The organism is Paenibacillus jepli (genome assembly GCF_047238105.1).
In the GTDB taxonomy this organism is placed as follows: domain Bacteria; phylum Bacillota; class Bacilli; order Paenibacillales; family Paenibacillaceae; genus Paenibacillus_D.
Genome location: NZ_JBDFMD010000001.1, coordinates 2,587,501 through 2,607,247 on the forward strand (window position 1 = coordinate 2,587,501; position 19,747 = coordinate 2,607,247).

Sequence of the window (19,747 nt, forward strand, 5' to 3'; positions counted from 1 at the left end):
GCTACGAATTCGTCACCGTCTCTCAGTTGATCAATCAGACCGAGATCAAAGGCAAGTCGGTTCAGGACAAAGCCTCCTTCGTTCCGGCATCCGACCTGGATCGCTATAAGGCTTTCTAATTATCCTGCTTTTGCTCCGGCCGTATCCTCTTCAACTCGCGGCTTGATGAGCCGGTGCAGCATCAGGATCTGATACGCATTGCAGACGATGAGCGGAACGAACATGAAGATGACCGCCGATGCGTTGTTCTCCGAGCCCAAAGCCGGCCATGCTTCGATGAAAGTAACGACGATCATCAGAAACATGGTCGGCACAAATGCCGATTTGTTAGTCTGCCGCGTCTTGACTGTAGCTACAGTAAACGCTATTGCAGCCAGGACGACCGGCAGTACCCAGAAAAGCCAGTTATTGAAGCTTGCGCGGTTCTCATATAGAATATACCCCAGTGCAAGCAATCCGAACAGCGTGGTGTAAGCCTGCAGAGCATTCCACAAATACTTCTTGCGCAAAATACTCAAGGCGATATAGTTAAGGGTCAAGTAGGCAAAAAAGCCCATCTGGCTGAACGCTCCGATCATTGTCCCCACCAGCGCCATCATTGCGGCATTGAAGCCCGCAGCCTCAAGCCCCATAAAGCCAAAATCCTGATCCGTCCATTGCATGATTGAACCGGTAATAGCGGTCGCTACCGCACCAAGCGCCATACAGCTCCAGAACAGGAAAAACCATTTCTTCAAATTCACTGCTTCCCAGCCTCCTCCGTATCCCCTTCATTTTACCACTTCCACAACAAAAAGCTATCGTCATCCCATGATAATACCGTGAACAATGAAGCATACTAACCGGGACTAAATCAGCTCGCAGTCCACCTGATAATCCATGCCACCTTCGACTGCGCAGAAGGGAGTACATGATATATGCGCTGTAACCGCTGGTCCTTTATTTTACTTACAGCTCTCATGACGGTCGTGCTGGCCAGCTGCGGGACGGAACCCACCAGCAGCAGCGAGCCAATCAGCTATAAGGATATGAAAACCATGGTGATCGATATCCTCAAGACGGAGGATGCACAAAAAGCGCTGCAGGAATCAGCCATGACCACAAGCGGCCAGGGCAGCGGCATGAGTATGGGCATGCTCTCGGTGAATGACAAAGAGCAAGTAAGGATGGCTGTCAAAGAAGTGCTGGTTTCCCCCGAATACGATAAGGTGATCAAAAAGCTAATGGTGGACCCAAGGTTTGCCGGTGAGTTCGCCAAATCCGTTAATACGCAAAACAAAGAAATCCACAAAGAACTTATGAAAGACCCTGCCTACCAGCAGGAATTGATCAAGGTGATGAAAAACCCCGAGATGGATCGCATGATTCTTGATGTCCTGCAAAGCACGCAATACCGCAAGCATATCGCTACCGTCATGCAAGAAAATATGCAGAGTCCGCTAGTTAAGCTCCAAATGCTCGATCTGATGCGCGCCGCTGTTAAAGAAGAGCTGGAACCAAAGCCGAATGAAAAGGTTGACAAGGAAAAACAAGGCGGTGAGGAAGGCGGCGAAGGCGGAGGAGAAGGTGAGGATGGCAGCGAAAATGAAGGCCAGGGCGAGGAGGGCTCATCTTAAAATCTTGCTTATAGAAATCCCGGAGATCGCTATAAGCAATCTCCGGGGTTCTTTTTGGAATAAGGTGTGGTTCTCCAGGCTCCTAAGTCTCTATGAAGTCTCACAGAGCTTCAGGACTCGCGTTGCCATCGCATCATATAACTGACCGGTCGGCGTCTCGGCTTTGTAAATGGACGGCGAGAAATCCGGTTCGGAAATGTGATTGTCCGGCGCGCCCAGCGGAATCTGTGCCAGCAGCTCGACGCCCAGCGTCTCTGCCAGCCTGCCGCCGCCGCCGCGGCCAAAGATGTAATCCCGCTCTCCATCCTTATTCTCGTACCAAGCCATGTTTTCTACGACACCGAGAATCTGATGCTCCGTCTTGATCGCCATCGTCCCTGCTCTGGCCGCTACGAAGGCGGCTGTCGCATGCGGCGTGGTGACGATAATCTCTTTGCTCTGCGGGATCATCTGGTGAATATCCAGCGCCACGTCTCCCGTGCCCGGCGGCAGATCCAGCAGCAGATAGTCGAGCTCCCCCCAAGCGATCTCGGCGAAAAAGTTGCGCAGCATCTTGCCCAGCATCGGGCCTCTCCAGACGACAGGGCTGTTATCCTCGACGAAGAAGCCCATGGAGATCACCTTGACCCCTTGACGCTCGATAGGGATAACACGATCGCCAACGACCTCCGGCCGCTCCTCGATACCCATCATATCGGGTACGCTGAAGCCATAGATATCGGCATCGATGATGCCGACTCGTTTGCCCTTGCGGGCGAGGGCCACCGCCAGATTGACGGTAACCGTAGATTTGCCTACGCCTCCTTTGCCGCTGGCGACAGCGATAAACTCAACGCCGCTGGCCTCATCGAGCAACGGGGACTCCAGTCCAGCGCTGTGTCCGCGCACCGGACCTTCACCCGTTGCAGCAGGACCGCCAGATGGACTGGCATCGCCGCCCCCCTGATCGGCCGCAGCCTGCCCATCTAGCGGCCTGAACCGCAGATGCGCCGATTCGGCGCCGATCCGCTCCAGCGCCTCCCGCAGTGCGGTCTCCAACGGCGGCTGCGCTTCATCACTGGCCGTGAGTACCGTCATCGACACTTGACGGTCTTTGACCATCACATCGCGAATCTGGACGATCTGCTCCTGGGAGCCGTCGCCAGCCCCCGGCTCGGTAAAAGGCTGTATCGCTTCCAACACTTGCTCTCGGGTTAACATTTGTGGCTTCACACACCTTTGCAATGGTTCAATTGGACTCTTCAGTCCACAGATGCGTATATTATAGCATAAATCCACACTTGTCTTCCTCTGCGCTCAACCCGAGCTTCAAGCTCCGATTCACCTCTCCTGGCGGCCTGAGCCAATCAGACCGGGTGCTTTTTCACCGGAAGCATAGCGCATAATCCCCTGATAAATGGAGGCCGCCACCTGCTTCTGATATGCCGGGTCGCCAAGCCGCTGCGCCTCGCCTGGGTTAGATAGGAAACCGACCTCGACGAGCACGCTTGGGATCTCTTCCAGCGCCTTGAGCAGATAGATCGTATTGACCTCCCCGGCCAGCCGTTTGGTGTTCTCCAGATTGCGTCTGAGCTCTTCCTGGATGAAGTACGCCACCACCTCATTGTCCGGATGGTTGGCATAGTAGAATGTCTGAGCGCCAGACCACCTCGTCTGGGGAATGCTGTTCATATGGATACTCACTAGCAGATCCGTCTCTTTCTCCTTTATCACCTTCACCCGCTCGAGCAGATCCTCGGTCTTCCGCCGGCTGTAGCCTCGCGTCCCCTCCTGGGCGAGATCATAATCCCCCTCCCGGGTCAGATAGACCAGTGCGCCGGCCTCCTGCAGGTAGTCCCGCAGCTGCAGCGCGATGGCGAGGTTAAGATCTTTCTCGATCAGCCCCTGCTTGCTGAGCGCGCCGCCATCCACCCCTCCATGCCCGGCATCGATAGCGATGACTTTGCCGGAGAGCGGCAGCGTCCAATAGGTCCAGGTTCGAGAAGCTGGCAGCTGCTGCGTTAACAGGATAAGCGTCAGTACGACCGTACTGACGGCGATACCGATCCGCAGCGCGCCCCGATGATTGAGCCAAATAATCAGACGTTTCCTTCGTTGCCAGCGCCGTAGCACAAAAAACCGCCCCCCGATTCCCTCGAATGTCCAAGGCTTGGCAGACCGTCCTTGCGGGACAACCTGCGCTCCTTACCATCTTATGGGACGAGGCGGTTCATTATGCGCTTATGCTTGAAGAATAGAGACTAGAGGACGTATGTCTCGGCCATGCCCTCGATCAGGATCTTGGCCACTTCCGGACGGGAGAACTCCGGCGGCGGACATACGCCGTCACGCAGCAGCGCCCTCACTTTGGTTCCAGAGAGCGTCAGATGCTGCTCCTTGTCATGGGGGCAAGTTTTGCTGGAAGCCATATTGCCGCAAGTCTTGCAGAAAAAGCTGTGCTCGAAATAGAGCGGTGTAATGCCGAGATCTTCCGGCGGGAACGAACGCAGCAGATCCTGCGCTTCGTACGTGCCGTAATAATCACCAACGCCTGCATGGTCGCGACCGACGATGAAGTGAGAGCAGCCATAGTTCTTGCGGACCATTGCATGGAAGATCGCTTCCCGCGGCCCTGCGTAACGCATCGCTGCCGGGAACACGCCGAGGAACACCCGGTCCTGCGGATAATAGTTCTTCAGGAGTGCCACATAGCTCTTCATCCGCACACCTGCTGGCACATCGTCTGACTTCGTCTCGCCCACGAGCGGGTTCAGGAACAAGGCATCGACGACCTCCATGGCGCACTTCTGGATATATTCATGCGCGCGGTGGACCGGGTTGCGGGTCTGGAAGCCGACGACCGTGCGCCAGCCCTTCTCAGCGAAGATCCTGCGCGTCTCGGCCGGATCAAAGTAATACTCTTCGAACCGCGCCGGCTTGGGACGATTCAGCACAGTGATCTCTCCGCCTACATAAGTAGCCGAACGCGACAGCAGCTTCTGGACGCCGGGGTGCGCTTCGTCTGTCGTCTTGAATACCTGCTGCGCTTCATGCAGCTGATCCACCTTGTAGATGCTGCTGATATCGATCACGCCGTAAGTTACATGATCTTCTCCCACCAGCGCAGCTCGTTCGCCAACTGCCAGCTCCGCGGCCTTGCCTTCGCTTACCGACAATGTGATCGGGATGCTCCAGACTGTGCCGTCCGCCAGTCGCATCCGCTCGATTACCGAACGATAATCCTCTTCATTCAAGAAGCCCTGTAGAGGAGAAAAGGCTCCAACACCGATCAGATCCAGATCAGAGATCGTCCACGGATTGATCGTAATCGACTTCAGAGATGCGGACTCGGCCAACAATGCCTCGCGCGCTTCCCCTTCGGCTACCCGGTTGACCAGTAAGCCGCCATGTGGCTCTATCGTACTCATAGGCTAAGATGCCTCCTGTGCATACTATTTGATGATGTAAATGTCATTTTTTGAACATGTGCTTATATTACTTGTGCAGTCCACATTCCGTCTTCTCATTGCCCGACCAGCGGCCTGCCCGCGGATCCTCGCCCGGCATGACTTGGCGGGTGCAATGCTCGCAGCCGATGCTCGGATAATTATTGTCGTGCAGCGGGTTATAATAGACATTATTGGTGCGGATATAGTTCCATACATCCTCGCTAGTCCAGTGCGCGATCGGATTGAATTTCACCAGACCAAACTTGGTGTCATATTCGATCTTCTTGGAGTTCGCACGTGTCGGTGCCTGGTCGCGGCGGATTCCGGTGATCCAGGCCTCGTATTTGGAGAGAATCTGGGTGAGCGGTTGAACCTTGCGGATGTTGCAGCACAGATTGGGATCGCTCTTCCACAGCTCTTCCCCATGCTGCTGTGCTTGCTCCTGCGGCGTCAGTTCAGGCTTCACTTCTACAAACTTGATCCCGTAACGCTCGATCATCTTGTCGCGGGTCTCATAGGTTTCTTTGAAGTGAAAGTCCGTATCCAGGTAGAAAATATCCGTGCCCGGGCTGATCTTCTGGAGCATATCGACAATGACAACATCCTCTGCACCAAAGCTGCAGGCAAAGGAGATGTTCGGGAACGTTTCGACGGCGTATTTCAGGATCGCCTCCGGCGATGCGTGTTCCAGCTCCACCGCCTTTTGCTGGATCAACGCTTCCTTTTCAAACAGATTCATTGGAATGACCTCCGTTAATAATAATTCCTAGTAATTTTATATGCTTTAATTATTATACGTCTTCCAGCCCAAGAGTTCAATGTTTTTATTCCTATTCTATGCCCATATTCTCGTATTCGCGCCTTTGGTGGCACGGGCTGTAGTGAACTGTTACACTAGGAGCAAAATATCCGATACGATTGGAGGTTCCCCCATGATACCAGCAACCAAACGGCTGATTGACGACATCGTACAACAGCACAAGCGATACTTTGATGCGGGCCGGTCCCGTGATATGTCTCACCGGATCGCACAGCTCCAACGCCTGAAACAGGCGACTCAGCGGTTTGAACCGGAGATCATGAAGGCTATGCACCAGGACCTGCGTAAAAATGATACAGAGACGTACCTCACCGAGATCCTGATCGTCCTCCGGAGCATCGACTATACGATCAAGCATCTGCGCAAGTGGGCCAATCCTCAGAAAGTACGGACACCGCTGCCGCTTCAGCCGTCCTCCAGCGAGGTCCGTTACGAGCCTTACGGGACCGTACTGATCATCGGGCCGTTTAATTATCCGTTCCAGCTTGTCATTGAACCGCTGATCGGCGCGATTGCGGCAGGTAACTGTGCGATCGTCAAGCCCTCGGAAAATACCCCTCATGTCGCTGCTCTCATCCAACAGTTGGTCGAAGAGACCTTTGATTCCGGGCATGTCAGCGCCGTTCAGGGCGAACGCGAGACGACGGCTGAACTGATCCATGCCGAGGTTGATTACATTTTTTTTACCGGGAGTACCGCCGTCGGCAGGATCGTCATGGAAGCCGCGGCGAAGCGTCTGGTCCCCGTCACACTCGAGCTTGGCGGCAAAAGCCCGGTAATCGTCGACAAGACGGCCAAGCTGGACATAGCAGCCAAACGCATCATCTGGGGCAAGCTGATCAATACCGGACAGACCTGTATTGCTCCCGATTATGTTCTTGCCCACCAATCGATCAAAGATGAGCTACTGGAGCGGATGAAGAAGGCAATCGTCGCCTTTTATGGCGATCAGCCGCAGCTCTCCCCCGATTACGGCCGGATCGTCAATGAGCGGCAGTATGACCGCCTGGCAGCCCTTTTGGACCACGATGCAGAGCGGATCGTCTTTGGCGGCGAGCGCGACCGCGGCGATCTGTATATCGCCCCTACGTTGCTCGATGGCATCATGCTAGAGCATGCTGTCATGCAAGAAGAGCTCTTCGGTCCGATCCTGCCGATCCTCACTTATGAGTCATGGGAGGAGGCATATGCGATCATCGACCGCCACCCGAAACCACTGGCACTCTATCTCTTCACCGAGAGTGAGAGCAGCGAGAGCCAGGTGATCGAGAGGGTGCGATTTGGCGGCGGCTGCATCAACGATACGATCATGCATGTCGCGAGCCACCATCTCCCTTTTGGCGGCGTCGGGCCGTCAGGAATGGGCGCTTATCACGGTCGCCACAGCTTCGAGCTGTTCTCCCACCGCAAGAGCATCCTGAAGAAGAGCAGCCGCCTCGAGACCGGACTTGCCTTCCCCCCATACGGCAACAAACTGGAGAAGCTCAAGAAATTTCTCAGATAAATGCTTGCCTGTGAACGACAAAAGCCCTTGGCCGGTGAGGGCCAAGGGCTTGATGTACAATAAAGATTAACGTTTGGAGAACTGAGGCGCGCGACGAGCGGCTTTCAGGCCGTACTTCTTACGCTCTTTCATCCGTGGGTCACGTGTCAGGAAGCCAGCACGCTTCAGAGCCGGACGGAACTCAGGATCAGCTTTGAGCAATGCGCGGGAAATCCCGTGACGGATTGCGCCAGCTTGACCTGTTGTGCCACCGCCATGAGCCAGTACGAGAATGTCGTACTTGGACAGTGTTTCTGTCAGCGCAAGTGGCTGCTTCACGATCAATTTCAAGGTTTCGTGACCGAAATATTCGTTCAGATCACGTTTATTAATGATGATTCGTCCTTCACCCGGTACGAGACGCACGCGCGCGACCGAATGTTTACGACGACCTGTTCCATAGTATTGGACTTGAGCCATGAAACTGTCCTCCTTCTAATTAACCGCGAAGCTCGTACACTTCAGGGTTTTGGGCTTGATGTGGGTGTTCCGCGCCGGCATAGACTTTCAGCTTCAGTCTGATCTTGTTGCCCAGACGGTTGTGAGGGATCATGCCGTGGATGGCTTTCTCAATCACGCGCTCTGGAAACTTCGCGAGCAGTTCTTCAGCGGAAGTAACTTTCAGGCCGCCTGGATGCATCGAGTGACGGTAGTACTTCTTGTCTTTCATTTTGTTTCCGGTCAGTACGATCTTCTCAGCATTGATGACGATGACGAAATCGCCTGTGTCAACATGCGGAGTAAATTGTGGCTTGTGCTTACCGCGAAGCAGAGCGGCAGCTTCACTGGCCAGACGGCCAAGCGTTTTGCCTTCAGCGTCGATAATGTACCATTTGCGTTCTACTTCATTCGGCTTGGCCATATACGTGGTACGCATGGATGATCCTCCTTCATTCGTTCAAACAAACATGTATTCATTCAAACAACGTTATCGTGTTAAGAGGTTGAACTCTCACTTTAATGTGGTTTTTTATACCGTAAAACATTGATGTCAATAAAGGGTCAAGCATTAAAAAGTGTTGCGGTTGCGCTGTTCTTAGCTGGGGGCCGTGGGATAGCCACTAAGAAAGCACAAGTTATATTTTACTACAATAAAGCATGAAGATCAAGTAAAACTTGCAACATCTCCATATTCGACGCTCCATAGTGTCAGCCCGTGCGCCATCGCACGCGGGCCTGCCTTGGCGCGGTCCCGGGCGGCCAGAATCGCCGGCATATCTGCCGCCGCCATCCGTCCTTCGCCGATCCGCATCAGCGTCCCCATAATGACACGCACCATGTTGTAGAGAAACCCGTTGCCGGAGATATAGGTGTAGAGGACCCCATCCTTCTCTTCCATGTACGCCTCATAGATCGTCCGGACATGCGACGTCTTGGTCGAATGGATCGAAGTGAACGAGGTGAAGTCATGCTCGCCAATCAGACAGGCCAGCGCCTCCTGCATCGGCTCCAGTTGCAGCGGGGTGTAATGATGGAACTCATACCGCCGGCTGAACACATCCGGATGCTTGCCCAGTCGGATCGCATAGCGGTAAGTTTTGCGTTTGGCTGACTTGCGGGCATGAAACGCCAGCGGGACCTCGACCGCATCGCGAATGACGATGTCATCGGGCAGCCACGTATTCATCGCTACCGCCCAGCGCCCGACAGGAATTTGCGAAGACGTTTGAAAGTTGAATACCTGGCCATAGGCGTGGACCCCCGCATCGGTACGACCCGATCCGTGGATCTTGACCGCCTCGCCGGTCAGCTTGCCAATCGCCTTCTCGATCTCATCCTGCACCGTGTTCCCGATCGGCTGACTCTGAAACCCGTGATAGTCCGTCCCGTCATAGCTCACCGTCATGCATAGGTTCCGCATTGCTCTTCTCCCCTATCTGTCTGCCTTGCTGCAACCCTACCGCTCCTGCTCACCAACCCTCTCGCCGCTTCTGCTCCCCAGATGCGGCGCAAGCGAGCATCTGGCCCCTGCTCCTATGAACCAGCAAGTGAGGCTCCCAGACGAGGCCGGCATTGGCCGAAGTCCTGCTTTAAAGCTACGGTTGCTCGATCCAGGTCTGAAAAGCCCCAAGAGGCGCGGAATCGTTCTGGAGAAATGAAATGCTCGCCTTTGTTCCCGGATTTCAACCGTTCATACGATTAATTCAAAGAAATCCGGGAACAACAGCGATCGGAAGAACGATCCGTGACTTGAAGGTTGGCTATTTCTAGGGTCTGGTTCTTAGCAAAATCGCTTTAAGGGCCAGGCCATAGCCGGCCTGATCTGAGCGAGATTCACCTTGCCCCGCGAATCTCACAAAAAAAAGGTGGCCCAAGTGGTCCACCCCTTCTCGTTCCGGTCAATTACGCACGATCGACAAGCTCCAGGTAAACCATAGGCGCAGCATCGCCGCGACGAGGACCGAGCTTCAGGATCCGTGTGTACCCGCCCGCACGCTCTGAGTAACGGGTGGCCAATTCGGAGAACAACTTCTGGATGGCATCTTGCTCTCCATCAATGGTTTCACGACGAACAAATGCTGCTACTTGACGGCGGGCATGCAGATCGCCGCGTTTTGCTTTGGTGATGAGCTTCTCGGCAATGGAGCGAACTTCTTTTGCTTTCGCTTCCGTTGTCTGGATGCGCTCATACAAGAACAGGTCGGTGACGAGATCACGGAACAGTGCTTTCCGCGCGCTCGCATCACGGCCCAACTTTTGATAAGCCATTTGCGTAGAACCTCCTTCAAACATGTCTATAAACGGTAGTGTGCCGTGCTATATTTTATTCTTCCGTGCGCAAGCCCAGGCCCAGCTCTTCGAGCTTCTCCTGTACCTCTTCCAAAGACTTGCGGCCCAGGTTGCGGACCTTCATCATGTCTTCTTCCGTCTTGGTGATGAGCTCCTGGACGGTGTTGATGCCTGCACGCTTCAGACAGTTGTACGAACGGACAGAGAGATCCAACTCCTCGATCGTCATCTCGAGGACCTTCTCTTTCTTGTCTTCTTCCTTCTCCACCATAATCTCAGCATCTTTAGCTTCGTCAGTCAGGCCGACGAACAGGTCCAGATGCTCGGTGAGAATTTTGGCGCCCAGGCTGACGGCTTCCTCCGGCCGGATGCTGCCATCCGTCCAGACTTCCAGGGTCAGCTTGTCATAGTTGGTCACCTGGCCCACACGCGTATTCTCGATGGCATAGTTCACACGAGTAATAGGCGTGTAGATGGAATCCACAGGGATGACGCCGATCGGCTGGTCTTCCCGCTTGTTGCGGTCAGCCTGCACATATCCGCGGCCGCGATTGGCGAACACCCGCATGTGGAGTCTGGCACCGGAAGCCAAGGTGGCGATATGAAGATCAGGATTGAGAATCTCGACATCGCTGTCTGCGCGAATGTCGCCGGCCGTGATGCTGCCTTCGCCTTCCGCATCGATTTCCAACACTTTCTCTTCGTCGGAATGAATCTTCAGAGACAGGCCCTTCAGATTCAGAATGATCTCGGTCACATCCTCAATCACGCCCGGAATCGTTGAGAACTCATGCAGCACTCCATCGATCTGGACTGATATCACTGCCGCGCCCGGCAGCGACGAAAGCAGAATCCGGCGCAGCGAGTTGCCCAGCGTCGTGCCATAGCCCCTCTCGAGCGGCTCGACGACGAACCGTCCGTACGTGCCATCCTCATTCAGTTCTACCGTTTCGATCTTCGGCTTTTCGATCTCAATCACTAATTGAACCCTCCTTCAAAACGTCGCTCCGTATCCATAGCGTTATGCGGTCAAATCATGTAGTATGCCTAACCTTCACAACCATTATTCACAAGTTGCAGATATTTGATACCACAATCAGATGAACTATACGCGGCGACGTTTAGGTGGACGGCATCCGTTGTGCGGAACCGGCGTTACGTCTTTGATCATGTTCACTTCAAGACCAGCGGCTTGCAGCGAACGGATCGCAGCTTCACGGCCTGCGCCAGGACCTTTAACCATGACCTCTACAGCTTTCATTCCGTGCTCCATTGCGGCTTTCGCGGCGGACTCGGCTGCCATTTGCGCTGCAAACGGCGTGCTTTTACGGGAACCTCTGAAGCCCAGGTTGCCAGCACTTGCCCAAGAAATCGCGTTGCCGTGCGGATCCGTAATCGTCACGATAGTGTTGTTGAAAGTCGAGCGGATGTGCGCTACGCCAGATTCAATATTTTTACGGTCACGACGTTTGGTACGGACCACTTTTTTCGGTTTAGCCATTTCAGTATCCCCCCTTATTTCTTCTTATTCGCAACGGTCCGACGAGGACCTTTCCGTGTACGGGCGTTCGTTTTTGTCCGTTGACCACGAACAGGCAATCCACGACGGTGACGGATACCGCGGTAGCAGCCGATCTCAATCAACCTTTTAATATTCAACGAAATTTCACGACGCAGGTCGCCTTCTACCTTGACTGATTTGTCAATCGTCTCGCGCAGTTTGCTAACCTCGTCTTCCGTTAAATCGCGAACACGTGTCTGTGCGTCGATGCCTGTTTCACCCAGGATTTTCTTGGCCGTGGTTTGACCAATTCCGAAGATATACTGCAGAGCAATCTCTACGCGTTTGTCACGCGGCAAGTCTACACCAGCTATACGAGCCATATTCCGTTTCCCTCCTTCTTAACCTTGTTTTTGTTTATGCTTAGGATTTTCACAAATCACCATTACATTGCCTTTGCGACGAATGACTTTGCATTTTTCGCAGATCGGCTTGACCGAAGGTCTGACCTTCATTGTGATTACCTCCCGAATACTTCGTAACCAGGCATGCTTAGCAGCCTACTTCCGATAGGTGATACGACCTTTAGTTAAATCATAAGGCGACAACTGGATTACCACTTTGTCTCCGGTCAGGATGCGGATAAAGTGCATTCTGAGCTTGCCGGACACATGGGCGAGGATTTGATGGCCGTTTTCCAGTTCCACCCTGAAATGCGCGTTGGGCAGCGGCTCAATCACCGTACCTTCGACTTCAATCACATCTTCCTTGGTCACAGTTATTCTCCTTTCCATTGTATATACTTCTGAATCGCAAATCGCAGTTTCCCGTTCGTCACGCTGCCGCTCTCGCGCAGGCTGTTCGCCACTTCCTGACTAACCAGCGGCACGAGCGCCAGATGAAGCAGATTCTTCTTCTTCGGCTCCTGGACTTTGCGCTTATGGCCGTCGGCGATCAACACAAACCGTTCATCCAGGATAGCGATGATAACAGCCGGTGTGCCTTCGTCCTTGCCGCGCAGTACAGTGACGATCTGGCCGATCTGGGGAAGACCCTTATCCGGCATCACGGTTCTACCCTTGGCTGCGGGTCAAGATCTCATACCCGTCCTCAGTGACTGCTACCGTATGCTCGAAGTGGGCACACCAGGAATCGTCCTCCGTCACGACGGTCCAGTTGTCCTGCAAGGTGCGTACATAGCGTTCGCCGATGTTGACCATCGGTTCGATCGCCAGCACCATTCCCGGCTTCAGACGCGGTCCGCGCTCCGGGATGCCATAGTTAGGAATCTGCGGCTCTTCATGCAGTTTGGCCCCAATGCCGTGGCCGACATACTCGCGTACGATCGAAAATCCTGCTTTCTCCACAACTTGCTGAATCGCATGCGAGACCGAGAACAACCTGACATCAGGCTTGATGATCGCGAGTCCGGCGTATAGCGATTGCTCCGTTACGTCAAGCAGGCGGGCGGCCTCCTCGGAGATCTCCCCAACCCCGTAGGTCCAGGCCGAATCTCCATGGTAGCCATTGAATTGTGCGCCGATATCGATGCTGATAATATCGCCCTCGTTCAGCTTGCGCGAACCGGGGATGCCATGCACCAACTCGTTATTTACAGAAGCACATATGCTGGCAGGAAAGTCATTGTAACCTTTGAAAGACGGTACGGCGCCCTGGCTCCGTATATACGCTTCGGCAATCCGGTCAAGTTCTTTGGTTGTCACGCCCGGCTTGACAGATTGCGCCATCAGGCGGTGTGTATCCGCAACGATGCGTCCTGCTTCCCTCATGAAACCCAGTTCCACTTCGGATTTGCAGATGATCATTCTGTACCCCGCAAGCAATCGGCAATCTCGGCGGTTACCGTATCGATTTCCTTCTCTCCGTCCACTTCACGCAGCAGATCCTGCTTCTCGTAATAAGCGAGCAGCGGAGCAGTCTTCGAGATGTACTCGTCGAGTCTGGTTCCGACTTTCTCTTCCGTATCATCCGAGCGCTGGTACAGCTCGCCGCCGCACTTCGCGCATACGCCTTCCTCCGCTGGAGGGTTGAAGAGGACATGATAGGTAGAGCCGCACGATTTGCAGATGCGCCGTCCCGTGAGACGGGCAAGCAGCAAGCTGCGGTCAACCTTAAGGTTGATGACATGATCCAGCTTCCGGCTCATCCCTGCCAGCATCTCATCCAGTGCTTCTGCCTGGGAGATCGTCCGCGGGAAGCCGTCGAGGAGGAAGCCTGCCGCACAATCATCCTGCTGCAGACGCTCACGCACGATGCCGTTGGTGACATCGTCCGGCACCAAGAGTCCTTGATCGACGTACTCTTTGGCCTTCTGACCGAGCGGTGTGCCTTGCTTCATCGCAAGACGGAACGCGTCGCCGGTCGAGATGTGGGGAATGTCGAATTCCTCTACGATCCGCTCCGCTTGCGTACCTTTGCCAGCGCCAGGAGGGCCCATGAATAGAATATTCATTGTCGAGTTCCTCACTTTAAGCACAATAGGTTCGGCCGGGCCGACGAAGCATCCGGAGGATGCTCGCGAAGCCCGCTACTGAACCTATTGTTATTTATTGATAAACCCTTTGTAGTGGCGTTTGATCAATTGGCTCTCGATCTGCTTCATCGTATCAAGCGCAACGCCGACGACGATCAAGAGCGAGGTTCCGCCGAGCTGTACAGAATCCGGAAGACCAGCCAACTGCCCGAAGAAAATCGGGATGATGGAGATGAGTGCCAGGAACAGCGCTCCGGAGAGCGTAATCCGCGACATCACGCGAGTGATGTAGGAGCTGGTCGGCTTGCCTGGACGTACGCCCGGGATATAACCGCCATTCTTCTTCATCTGATCCGCCATCTGGGTCGGATTGATCTGTACAAACGTGTAGAAGAACGTAAATCCAATGATCAGCAGCACATACAGTACCATACCAAGCGGTTGCGTATAGTACAGGTTGTTCTGAATCCAGTCGGACCATGTCTGTCCTGTCCAGAACTGGGCGATCGTCACAGGGAACATGAGCAGCGAAACCGCAAAGATGACCGGAATAACACCTGCGCCGTTCACTTTAAGCGGGATATGCGTCGACTGTCCACCGTACATCTTGCGTCCAACGACACGCTTGGCGTATTGGACCGGAATCTTACGGATACCTTGCTGGACATAGATGACACCGACAATCATCAGGATGACCGCGATGACGATGAGCAAGACCAGAAGGATATTCAGGAAGAGCTGATCACCCGCATCTGCCAGCTTGTCGGTGTAGATGGTGCGGATATGTCCCGGGATACCTGCGACGATACCGGCAAAGATAATGATCGAGATCCCGTTGCCGATTCCTTTCTCGGTGATCTGCTCACCAAGCCACATCAGAAATGCCGTACCAGCCGTCAATACGATGGCAATCATCGTATAGGTGGCAAAACTCGGATCGAGAACAAAGTTGAAATTGTATTGGCGGTTAAAGCCAATCGCGGTCGCATAGGCTTGGATCAGACCGAGAATGATTGTACCATACCGGGTGATTTGTGCAAGCTTGCGTTTTCCGTTCTCGCCTTCCTTCGCCCACTCTGCAAACTTAGGAATGACATCCATAGAGAGCAGCTGGACGATGATGGACGCTGTGATGTAAGGCATAATCCCCAACGCGAAGATGGAGAATTGGAACAGCGCGCCACCGGAGAAGGTGTTGAGAAGACCAAAAATGTTCGTACCTTGTTCATTCATCGACTCGAATACCGACTTGTCAATGTTGGGAACCGGGATGAAAGATCCGATGCGGAAAATCAGCAATACGAAAAGGGTGAACATGACGCGTTTGCGCAGATCCTCCACTTTCCATATGTTGGACAAAGTCTTGAACACGTTAGATCACCTCGGTTTTACCGCCGGCAGCTTGAATTTTCTCTACCGCAGATTGAGAGAATTTGTTGGCTTTAACAGTCAGTTGAACCTTGATTTCACCGTTTCCGAGAATCTTGATACCGTCCTGCGGGTTTTTGACAACCCCTTGCTCCATCAGAAGCTCAGGCGTGATCTCGGTTCCTGCTGCAAAGCTGTTCAAATCTTCAATGTTTACAACGGCATATTCTTTACGGAACGGGTTGTTAAAACCACGTTTCGGCAAGCGACGATACAATGGGTTTTGTCCGCCTTCGAAGCCTGGACGGACACCGCCGCCGGAGCGAGCGTTTTGCCCTTTGTGACCGCGACCTGCAGTTTTGCCGTTGCCGGTACCGATCCCGCGGCCTTTGCGCTTACCAACTTGCTTGGACCCGGGCGCTGGCTGAAGCTCATGCAATTTCATCGTTCGTTGCACCTCCTTATTGTTTCAATAGATCGCCAAGCGCGGACTGCTTAAGCCTGCACTTCTTCGACTTTAACCAAGTGACTGACATGATTCACCATGCCGCGAATGGCTTCGTTATCCGACTGGATAACCGAGTGATTCACTTTGCGAAGTCCAAGAGCTTGAACTGTCGCACGTTGTTTCTCGTTACGGCCGATCAAACTGCGCACGAGGGTGATTTGCAATTTTGCCATCGTATACCCCTCCTTAGCCCAAGATCTCTTGGACGGTTTTTCCGCGCAATTTAGCTACATCTTCAGCACGCTTCAGACGGGACAGACCCTCAAGCGTAGCATTCACCATGTTGATCGCGTTGGAAGAACCGAGAGATTTGGTCAAGATATCGCCCACACCTGCCAGCTCAAGAACCGCACGTACCGGTCCGCCAGCGATAACGCCCGTACCTTCGGAAGCCGGCTTCAGCAGGACTTCGCCAGCGCCGAAATGGCCGAGCACCAGGTGAGGAATCGTTGTTTTTACGAGTGGAACTTGGATCAGGTTTTTCTTGGCATCGTCGATCCCTTTGCGGATCGCATCCGGAACCTCGCCAGCTTTACCGATCCCTGCGCCAACCCAGCCTTTGCCGTCGCCTACAACCACAAGAGCACTAAAGCTGAAACGGCGTCCGCCTTTGACAACTTTAGATACGCGGTTGATCTGGACAACTTTTTCTGTCAAATCTAACGAATTAGGATCTACACGCAAGTCGATTTACCTCCTTATTAGTGAATTTGACTAGAATTCCATACCGGCTTCGCGAGCTGCGTCTGCCAATGCTTGAATTCTGCCATGGTACAAGTAACCGCCGCGGTCAAAGACCACTTTGCTTACGCCTTGAGCTTTTGCACGGTCAGCGATCAGTTGGCCCACTTGCTTGGCTGCTTCGACGTTGCCGCCGTTTGTGATCGACTGAAGCTCTTTGTCCTGTGTCGATGCCGTTGCCAGGGTTACACCTTTGACGTCATCGATCAGCTGGACGTAGATATGTTTAGCGGAGCGGAATACGGACAGTCTTGGGCGCTCAGTGGTGCCTTTGATTTTCTTGCGCACACGCAGATGCCGTTTCAGACGCGCTTTGTTCTTATCGCCTTTAGTAATCATTAGAGGTTCACTCCCTTCTTCTGCCTTGAACCGGTAATCGTAGCTAAGCGCTCACGCGGAGAGCTTATTTCTTCTTACCGGCTTTACCTTCTTTGCGAAGGATACGCTCGCCTTCGTACTTGATGCCTTTACCTTTATATGGCTCAGGCTCACGTACGGAGCGGATTTTTGCTGCAAAAGCACCGACCAGCTCTTTGTCGATTCCTTTAACGATGATCTTCGTGTTCGTAGGAACCTCGAACTCAACGCCGCCCTCAGGGTTGATCTCAACCGGGTGGGAGTAACCAACGTTCAAGACGACCTTCTCGCCGGACTTGCTGGCGCGGTAACCGACACCAACCAGTTCCAACGATTTGGCGAAGCCTTCCGTTACACCGTTAACCATGTTAGCGACGACGCTGCGCGTCGTGCCGTGCAGGGAGCGATGCAGTTTGTTATCGGACGGACGCTCGACCGAGATCTCGTTCTCAGCGATAACGATTTTCATGTCCTTGTGCAGCTCACGGGTGAGCGTGCCCTTTGGACCTTTAACAGTAATTTGAGTGTTATCCAGTTTAATGTCTACGCCAGCAGGCACCTGGATAGGTTTACGACCAATACGGGACATTCTTACACCTCCAATCGTTCTAACGAGTGATTACCAAACGTAGCAAAGGACTTCGCCGCCGGCTTTGCCTTGGCGAGCTTCCTTGTCGGTCACGATGCCTTTGGATGTGGAAATAATCGCGATTCCCAATCCGCCCAGCACGCGCGGTACTTCCGTGCTTTTCGTATACACGCGCAGACCTGGTTTACTGATGCGTTTCAAACCAGTGATGACACGCTCGTTGTTAGGGCCGTATTTCAGGAAAATACGGATCATCCCTTGTTTGTTGTCCTCGATATATTCAGCATCGCGGATAAAGCCCTCGCGTTTCAGAATTTCTGCGATTTGCTTCTTCGACTTCGAAGCGGGCATTTCCACGGTTTCATGACGGACGACATTCGCGTTGCGGATGCGTGTCAGCATATCTGCAATCGGATCAGACATAACCATTTGTTGTAAACCTCCTTCCCGAACTCGGCTGATTACCAGCTTGCTTTTTTGACGCCAGGGATCTGGCCTTTATATGCCAATTCACGGAAACAAATCCGGCAGATCTTGAATTTTTGAAGCACGGAGTGCGGGCGGCCGCAACGCTCACAGCGAGTGTAGGCACGCACTTTGAACTTCGGAGTACGTTGTTGCTTAACTTTCATCGAAGTTTTTGCCACTGGGTATTACACCTCCTAGAAGTGGATTACTTCGCAAACGGCATACCCAATTGGGTCAGCAATTCACGAGATTCTTCATCCGTTTTTGCCGTTGTTACGATGACAATGTCCATACCGCGGACTTTGTCGACTTTATCGTACTCGATCTCCGGGAAGATCAGCTGTTCTTTCAGACCCAGCGTGTAGTTGCCACGGCCGTCGAACGCTTTATTGGAGATCCCGCGGAAGTCACGTACACGCGGAAGAGCGACATTAAACAGTTTGTCGAGGAAGTAGTACATACGCTCGCCGCGCAGTGTTACTTTGACCCCGATCGGCATATTCTCACGAAGCTTGAAACCGGCGATCGATTTCTTTGCCCGTGTGATTACGGGTTTCTGACCAGAGATGATTCTCAGCTCTTCTACCGCTACGTCGAGTACCTTGGAGTTCTGAACGGCTTCACCAACACCCATGTTGATAACAACCTTCTCGATCTTCGGCACCTGCATCACAGTGGAGTAGTTGAACTTCTGCATCAGACTTGGTGTGATTTCATTCAAAAAGCGGTCTTTCATTCTGATTGCCACGATTTATGGACCTCCTTTCCGTCAAAGGGATTAGTCGATTACTGCGCCGGATTTAGCTACCCGGACTTTTTTACCGTTGTCTTGCACTTTATATCCGATACGAGTCGGCTTGCCCGATTTGGGATCCAGCAGCATAACGTTGGATACGTGAATGGCTGCTTCCTGCTCCAGGATGCCGCCTTGCGGGTTTTGTTGGGTTGGACGCGCATGTTTTTTTACCATGTTCACGCCTTCTACCAGCACGCGGTTCTCACGCGGATAAGCAGCGATGACGCGACCCTTCTTGCCTTTATCCTTGCCTGTGATGACGATGACATTATCATCCTTCTTCACATGCAGTTTGTTGTTATGGGATTCAAGAATCTTTTTCAGCCTTGGCATTTCTCACACCTCACTTCGTGAGCATAGGTTTTGGGTATTGCGTAAGACCGCAGCGGTCTTAGATAACTTCTGGAGCGAGCGATACGATTTTCATGAAATCTCTGTCGCGCAGTTCGCGAGCTACTGGTCCGAAGATACGGGTGCCGCGCGGGCTTTTATCCTCTTTCACGATAACTGCTGCATTCTCGTCAAATGCGATGTAAGAGCCGTCTTTCCGGCGCACAGAGTTCTTTGTACGTACGATAACTGCTCTAATTACATCACCTTTTTTGACAACGCCACCGGGTGTTGCTTGTTTGACAGAGCATACGATCAGATCGCCGATGTGTCCGACACGACGTCCTGTACCGCCCAGAACTCGAATACACATCAGTTCCTTAGCACCAGAGTTGTCAGCCACTTTCAAGCGTGTAAATGGTTGAATCATTGTAACGTCCTCCTTCCGGTCAGAAATA

At 53.2% G+C, this 19,747-nt stretch carries 31 protein-coding genes (1 of these 31 cut by a window edge); 3 read left to right on the forward strand and 28 right to left on the reverse strand.

Going from position 1 to position 19,747, the window contains the following annotated elements; translation table 11 throughout:
- On the forward strand, nucleotides 1-119 hold the 3' portion of the coding sequence (gene pdaB, locus ABC336_RS11360) for a polysaccharide deacetylase family sporulation protein PdaB (RefSeq protein WP_413238766.1). 691 nt of this gene lie to the left of the window's left edge; the window shows 119 of its 810 coding nt (coding positions 692-810); the start codon falls outside the window, past its left edge; its stop codon occupies nucleotides 117-119.
- Here the strand turns inward: pdaB and ABC336_RS11365 are convergent, their stop codons facing one another.
- Nucleotides 120-743, reverse strand: a complete 624-nt coding sequence (locus tag ABC336_RS11365; protein ID WP_413238767.1) for a KinB-signaling pathway activation protein — start codon at nucleotides 741-743, stop codon at nucleotides 120-122.
- Between the two features lie 174 nt (nucleotides 744-917).
- Between ABC336_RS11365 and gerD the strand changes: the two genes are divergently transcribed.
- The gene (gene gerD / locus ABC336_RS11370; RefSeq protein ID WP_413238768.1) at nucleotides 918-1,616 is read left to right on the forward strand and encodes a spore germination lipoprotein GerD; all 699 of its coding nucleotides are present in this window, start codon (nucleotides 918-920) and stop codon (nucleotides 1,614-1,616) included.
- 90 nt (nucleotides 1,617-1,706) lie between these two features.
- Here gerD and ABC336_RS11375 read toward each other — a convergent pair whose 3' ends face one another.
- The 4 genes from ABC336_RS11375 to ABC336_RS11390 all read right to left on the reverse strand — a co-directional run bounded on the left by ABC336_RS11375 (nucleotide 1,707) and on the right by ABC336_RS11390 (nucleotide 5,783).
- Entirely contained in the window at nucleotides 1,707-2,816 is a 1,110-nt protein-coding gene (locus ABC336_RS11375; protein ID WP_413238769.1) for a P-loop NTPase, read from the reverse strand.
- A 120-nt stretch (nucleotides 2,817-2,936) separates the two neighbouring features.
- Nucleotides 2,937-3,728 carry an N-acetylmuramoyl-L-alanine amidase CwlD gene (gene cwlD, locus ABC336_RS11380; RefSeq protein ID WP_413238770.1) on the reverse strand — a complete coding sequence of 264 codons (792 nt, stop codon included), beginning with the start codon at nucleotides 3,726-3,728 and terminating at the stop codon, nucleotides 2,937-2,939.
- Between the two features lie 128 nt (nucleotides 3,729-3,856).
- Complete coding sequence (gene sat / locus ABC336_RS11385; RefSeq protein WP_413238771.1) at nucleotides 3,857-5,023, reverse strand: sulfate adenylyltransferase; 1,167 nt, start codon at nucleotides 5,021-5,023, stop codon at nucleotides 3,857-3,859.
- 67 nt (nucleotides 5,024-5,090) lie between these two features.
- The gene (locus ABC336_RS11390) at nucleotides 5,091-5,783 is read right to left on the reverse strand and encodes a phosphoadenylyl-sulfate reductase (RefSeq protein WP_413238772.1); all 693 of its coding nucleotides are present in this window, start codon (nucleotides 5,781-5,783) and stop codon (nucleotides 5,091-5,093) included.
- Between the two features lie 193 nt (nucleotides 5,784-5,976).
- Here ABC336_RS11390 and ABC336_RS11395 point away from each other — a divergent pair, with 193 nt between their 5' ends.
- Nucleotides 5,977-7,368 (forward strand): aldehyde dehydrogenase, encoded by a 1,392-nt coding sequence (locus ABC336_RS11395; protein ID WP_413238773.1) that lies wholly within the window; start codon nucleotides 5,977-5,979, stop codon nucleotides 7,366-7,368.
- A 66-nt stretch (nucleotides 7,369-7,434) separates the two neighbouring features.
- Here ABC336_RS11395 and rpsI read toward each other — a convergent pair whose 3' ends face one another.
- From rpsI to rplN, 23 genes are all read right to left on the reverse strand, one after another.
- A complete protein-coding gene (gene rpsI / locus ABC336_RS11400; protein ID WP_020620167.1) occupies nucleotides 7,435-7,827 on the reverse strand; it encodes a 30S ribosomal protein S9 in 393 nt (130 codons plus the stop codon).
- A 19-nt stretch (nucleotides 7,828-7,846) separates the two neighbouring features.
- Nucleotides 7,847-8,284, reverse strand: coding sequence for a 50S ribosomal protein L13 (gene rplM, locus ABC336_RS11405; protein ID WP_413238774.1), 438 nt, complete (start codon nucleotides 8,282-8,284; stop codon nucleotides 7,847-7,849).
- 228 nt (nucleotides 8,285-8,512) lie between these two features.
- Nucleotides 8,513-9,268, reverse strand: a complete 756-nt coding sequence (gene truA, locus ABC336_RS11410; RefSeq protein ID WP_413238775.1) for a tRNA pseudouridine(38-40) synthase TruA — start codon at nucleotides 9,266-9,268, stop codon at nucleotides 8,513-8,515.
- A 482-nt stretch (nucleotides 9,269-9,750) separates the two neighbouring features.
- The gene (rplQ, locus tag ABC336_RS11415; RefSeq protein ID WP_020620164.1) at nucleotides 9,751-10,116 is read right to left on the reverse strand and encodes a 50S ribosomal protein L17; all 366 of its coding nucleotides are present in this window, start codon (nucleotides 10,114-10,116) and stop codon (nucleotides 9,751-9,753) included.
- A 55-nt stretch (nucleotides 10,117-10,171) separates the two neighbouring features.
- Nucleotides 10,172-11,116 (reverse strand): DNA-directed RNA polymerase subunit alpha, encoded by a 945-nt coding sequence (locus ABC336_RS11420; RefSeq protein WP_413238776.1) that lies wholly within the window; start codon nucleotides 11,114-11,116, stop codon nucleotides 10,172-10,174.
- Nucleotides 11,117-11,242: 126 nt separating this feature from the next.
- On the reverse strand, nucleotides 11,243-11,638 hold the full coding sequence (gene rpsK / locus ABC336_RS11425; RefSeq protein WP_020620162.1) for a 30S ribosomal protein S11: 396 nt from the start codon (nucleotides 11,636-11,638) through the stop codon (nucleotides 11,243-11,245).
- Nucleotides 11,639-11,652: 14 nt separating this feature from the next.
- Nucleotides 11,653-12,021, reverse strand: a complete 369-nt coding sequence (rpsM, locus tag ABC336_RS11430) for a 30S ribosomal protein S13 (protein WP_020620161.1) — start codon at nucleotides 12,019-12,021, stop codon at nucleotides 11,653-11,655.
- Nucleotides 12,022-12,039: 18 nt separating this feature from the next.
- Nucleotides 12,040-12,153, reverse strand: coding sequence for a 50S ribosomal protein L36 (rpmJ, locus tag ABC336_RS11435; RefSeq protein ID WP_003333770.1), 114 nt, complete (start codon nucleotides 12,151-12,153; stop codon nucleotides 12,040-12,042).
- A gap of 45 nt (nucleotides 12,154-12,198) precedes the next feature.
- Nucleotides 12,199-12,414, reverse strand: coding sequence for a translation initiation factor IF-1 (gene infA, locus ABC336_RS11440; protein ID WP_020620160.1), 216 nt, complete (start codon nucleotides 12,412-12,414; stop codon nucleotides 12,199-12,201).
- Between the two features lie 2 nt (nucleotides 12,415-12,416).
- Nucleotides 12,417-12,704 (reverse strand): hypothetical protein, encoded by a 288-nt coding sequence (locus tag ABC336_RS11445; RefSeq protein WP_413238777.1) that lies wholly within the window; start codon nucleotides 12,702-12,704, stop codon nucleotides 12,417-12,419.
- Between the two features lie 7 nt (nucleotides 12,705-12,711).
- A complete protein-coding gene (map, locus tag ABC336_RS11450) occupies nucleotides 12,712-13,464 on the reverse strand; it encodes a type I methionyl aminopeptidase (protein ID WP_413238778.1) in 753 nt (250 codons plus the stop codon).
- Nucleotides 13,461-14,111: an adenylate kinase gene (locus ABC336_RS11455; RefSeq protein WP_413238779.1), complete on the reverse strand. Its 651-nt coding sequence runs from the start codon at nucleotides 14,109-14,111 to the stop codon at nucleotides 13,461-13,463. The genes map and ABC336_RS11455 overlap by 4 nt, the downstream gene beginning before the upstream one ends.
- Nucleotides 14,112-14,201: 90 nt before the next feature.
- Complete coding sequence (gene secY, locus ABC336_RS11460) at nucleotides 14,202-15,503, reverse strand: preprotein translocase subunit SecY (RefSeq protein ID WP_413238780.1); 1,302 nt, start codon at nucleotides 15,501-15,503, stop codon at nucleotides 14,202-14,204.
- Between the two features lies 1 nt (nucleotide 15,504).
- Entirely contained in the window at nucleotides 15,505-15,945 is a 441-nt protein-coding gene (gene rplO / locus ABC336_RS11465; protein WP_020620155.1) for a 50S ribosomal protein L15, read from the reverse strand.
- A 50-nt stretch (nucleotides 15,946-15,995) separates the two neighbouring features.
- Nucleotides 15,996-16,181: a 50S ribosomal protein L30 gene (rpmD, locus tag ABC336_RS11470; protein ID WP_020620154.1), complete on the reverse strand. Its 186-nt coding sequence runs from the start codon at nucleotides 16,179-16,181 to the stop codon at nucleotides 15,996-15,998.
- Between the two features lie 13 nt (nucleotides 16,182-16,194).
- The gene (gene rpsE / locus ABC336_RS11475; RefSeq protein WP_413238781.1) at nucleotides 16,195-16,692 is read right to left on the reverse strand and encodes a 30S ribosomal protein S5; all 498 of its coding nucleotides are present in this window, start codon (nucleotides 16,690-16,692) and stop codon (nucleotides 16,195-16,197) included.
- 30 nt (nucleotides 16,693-16,722) lie between these two features.
- Entirely contained in the window at nucleotides 16,723-17,088 is a 366-nt protein-coding gene (rplR, locus tag ABC336_RS11480; protein WP_413238782.1) for a 50S ribosomal protein L18, read from the reverse strand.
- 64 nt (nucleotides 17,089-17,152) lie between these two features.
- The gene (rplF, locus tag ABC336_RS11485) at nucleotides 17,153-17,695 is read right to left on the reverse strand and encodes a 50S ribosomal protein L6 (RefSeq protein ID WP_413238783.1); all 543 of its coding nucleotides are present in this window, start codon (nucleotides 17,693-17,695) and stop codon (nucleotides 17,153-17,155) included.
- Nucleotides 17,696-17,725: 30 nt separating this feature from the next.
- Nucleotides 17,726-18,124: a 30S ribosomal protein S8 gene (rpsH, locus tag ABC336_RS11490; RefSeq protein WP_020620150.1), complete on the reverse strand. Its 399-nt coding sequence runs from the start codon at nucleotides 18,122-18,124 to the stop codon at nucleotides 17,726-17,728.
- 32 nt (nucleotides 18,125-18,156) lie between these two features.
- Nucleotides 18,157-18,342, reverse strand: a complete 186-nt coding sequence (locus tag ABC336_RS11495; RefSeq protein WP_013312154.1) for a type Z 30S ribosomal protein S14 — start codon at nucleotides 18,340-18,342, stop codon at nucleotides 18,157-18,159.
- Between the two features lie 26 nt (nucleotides 18,343-18,368).
- Complete coding sequence (gene rplE / locus ABC336_RS11500; protein ID WP_413238784.1) at nucleotides 18,369-18,911, reverse strand: 50S ribosomal protein L5; 543 nt, start codon at nucleotides 18,909-18,911, stop codon at nucleotides 18,369-18,371.
- 30 nt (nucleotides 18,912-18,941) lie between these two features.
- On the reverse strand, nucleotides 18,942-19,292 hold the full coding sequence (gene rplX, locus ABC336_RS11505; RefSeq protein ID WP_413238785.1) for a 50S ribosomal protein L24: 351 nt from the start codon (nucleotides 19,290-19,292) through the stop codon (nucleotides 18,942-18,944).
- Nucleotides 19,293-19,350: 58 nt separating this feature from the next.
- Nucleotides 19,351-19,719: a 50S ribosomal protein L14 gene (gene rplN, locus ABC336_RS11510; RefSeq protein ID WP_413238786.1), complete on the reverse strand. Its 369-nt coding sequence runs from the start codon at nucleotides 19,717-19,719 to the stop codon at nucleotides 19,351-19,353.
- Nucleotides 19,720-19,747: the final 28 nt, after the last annotated feature.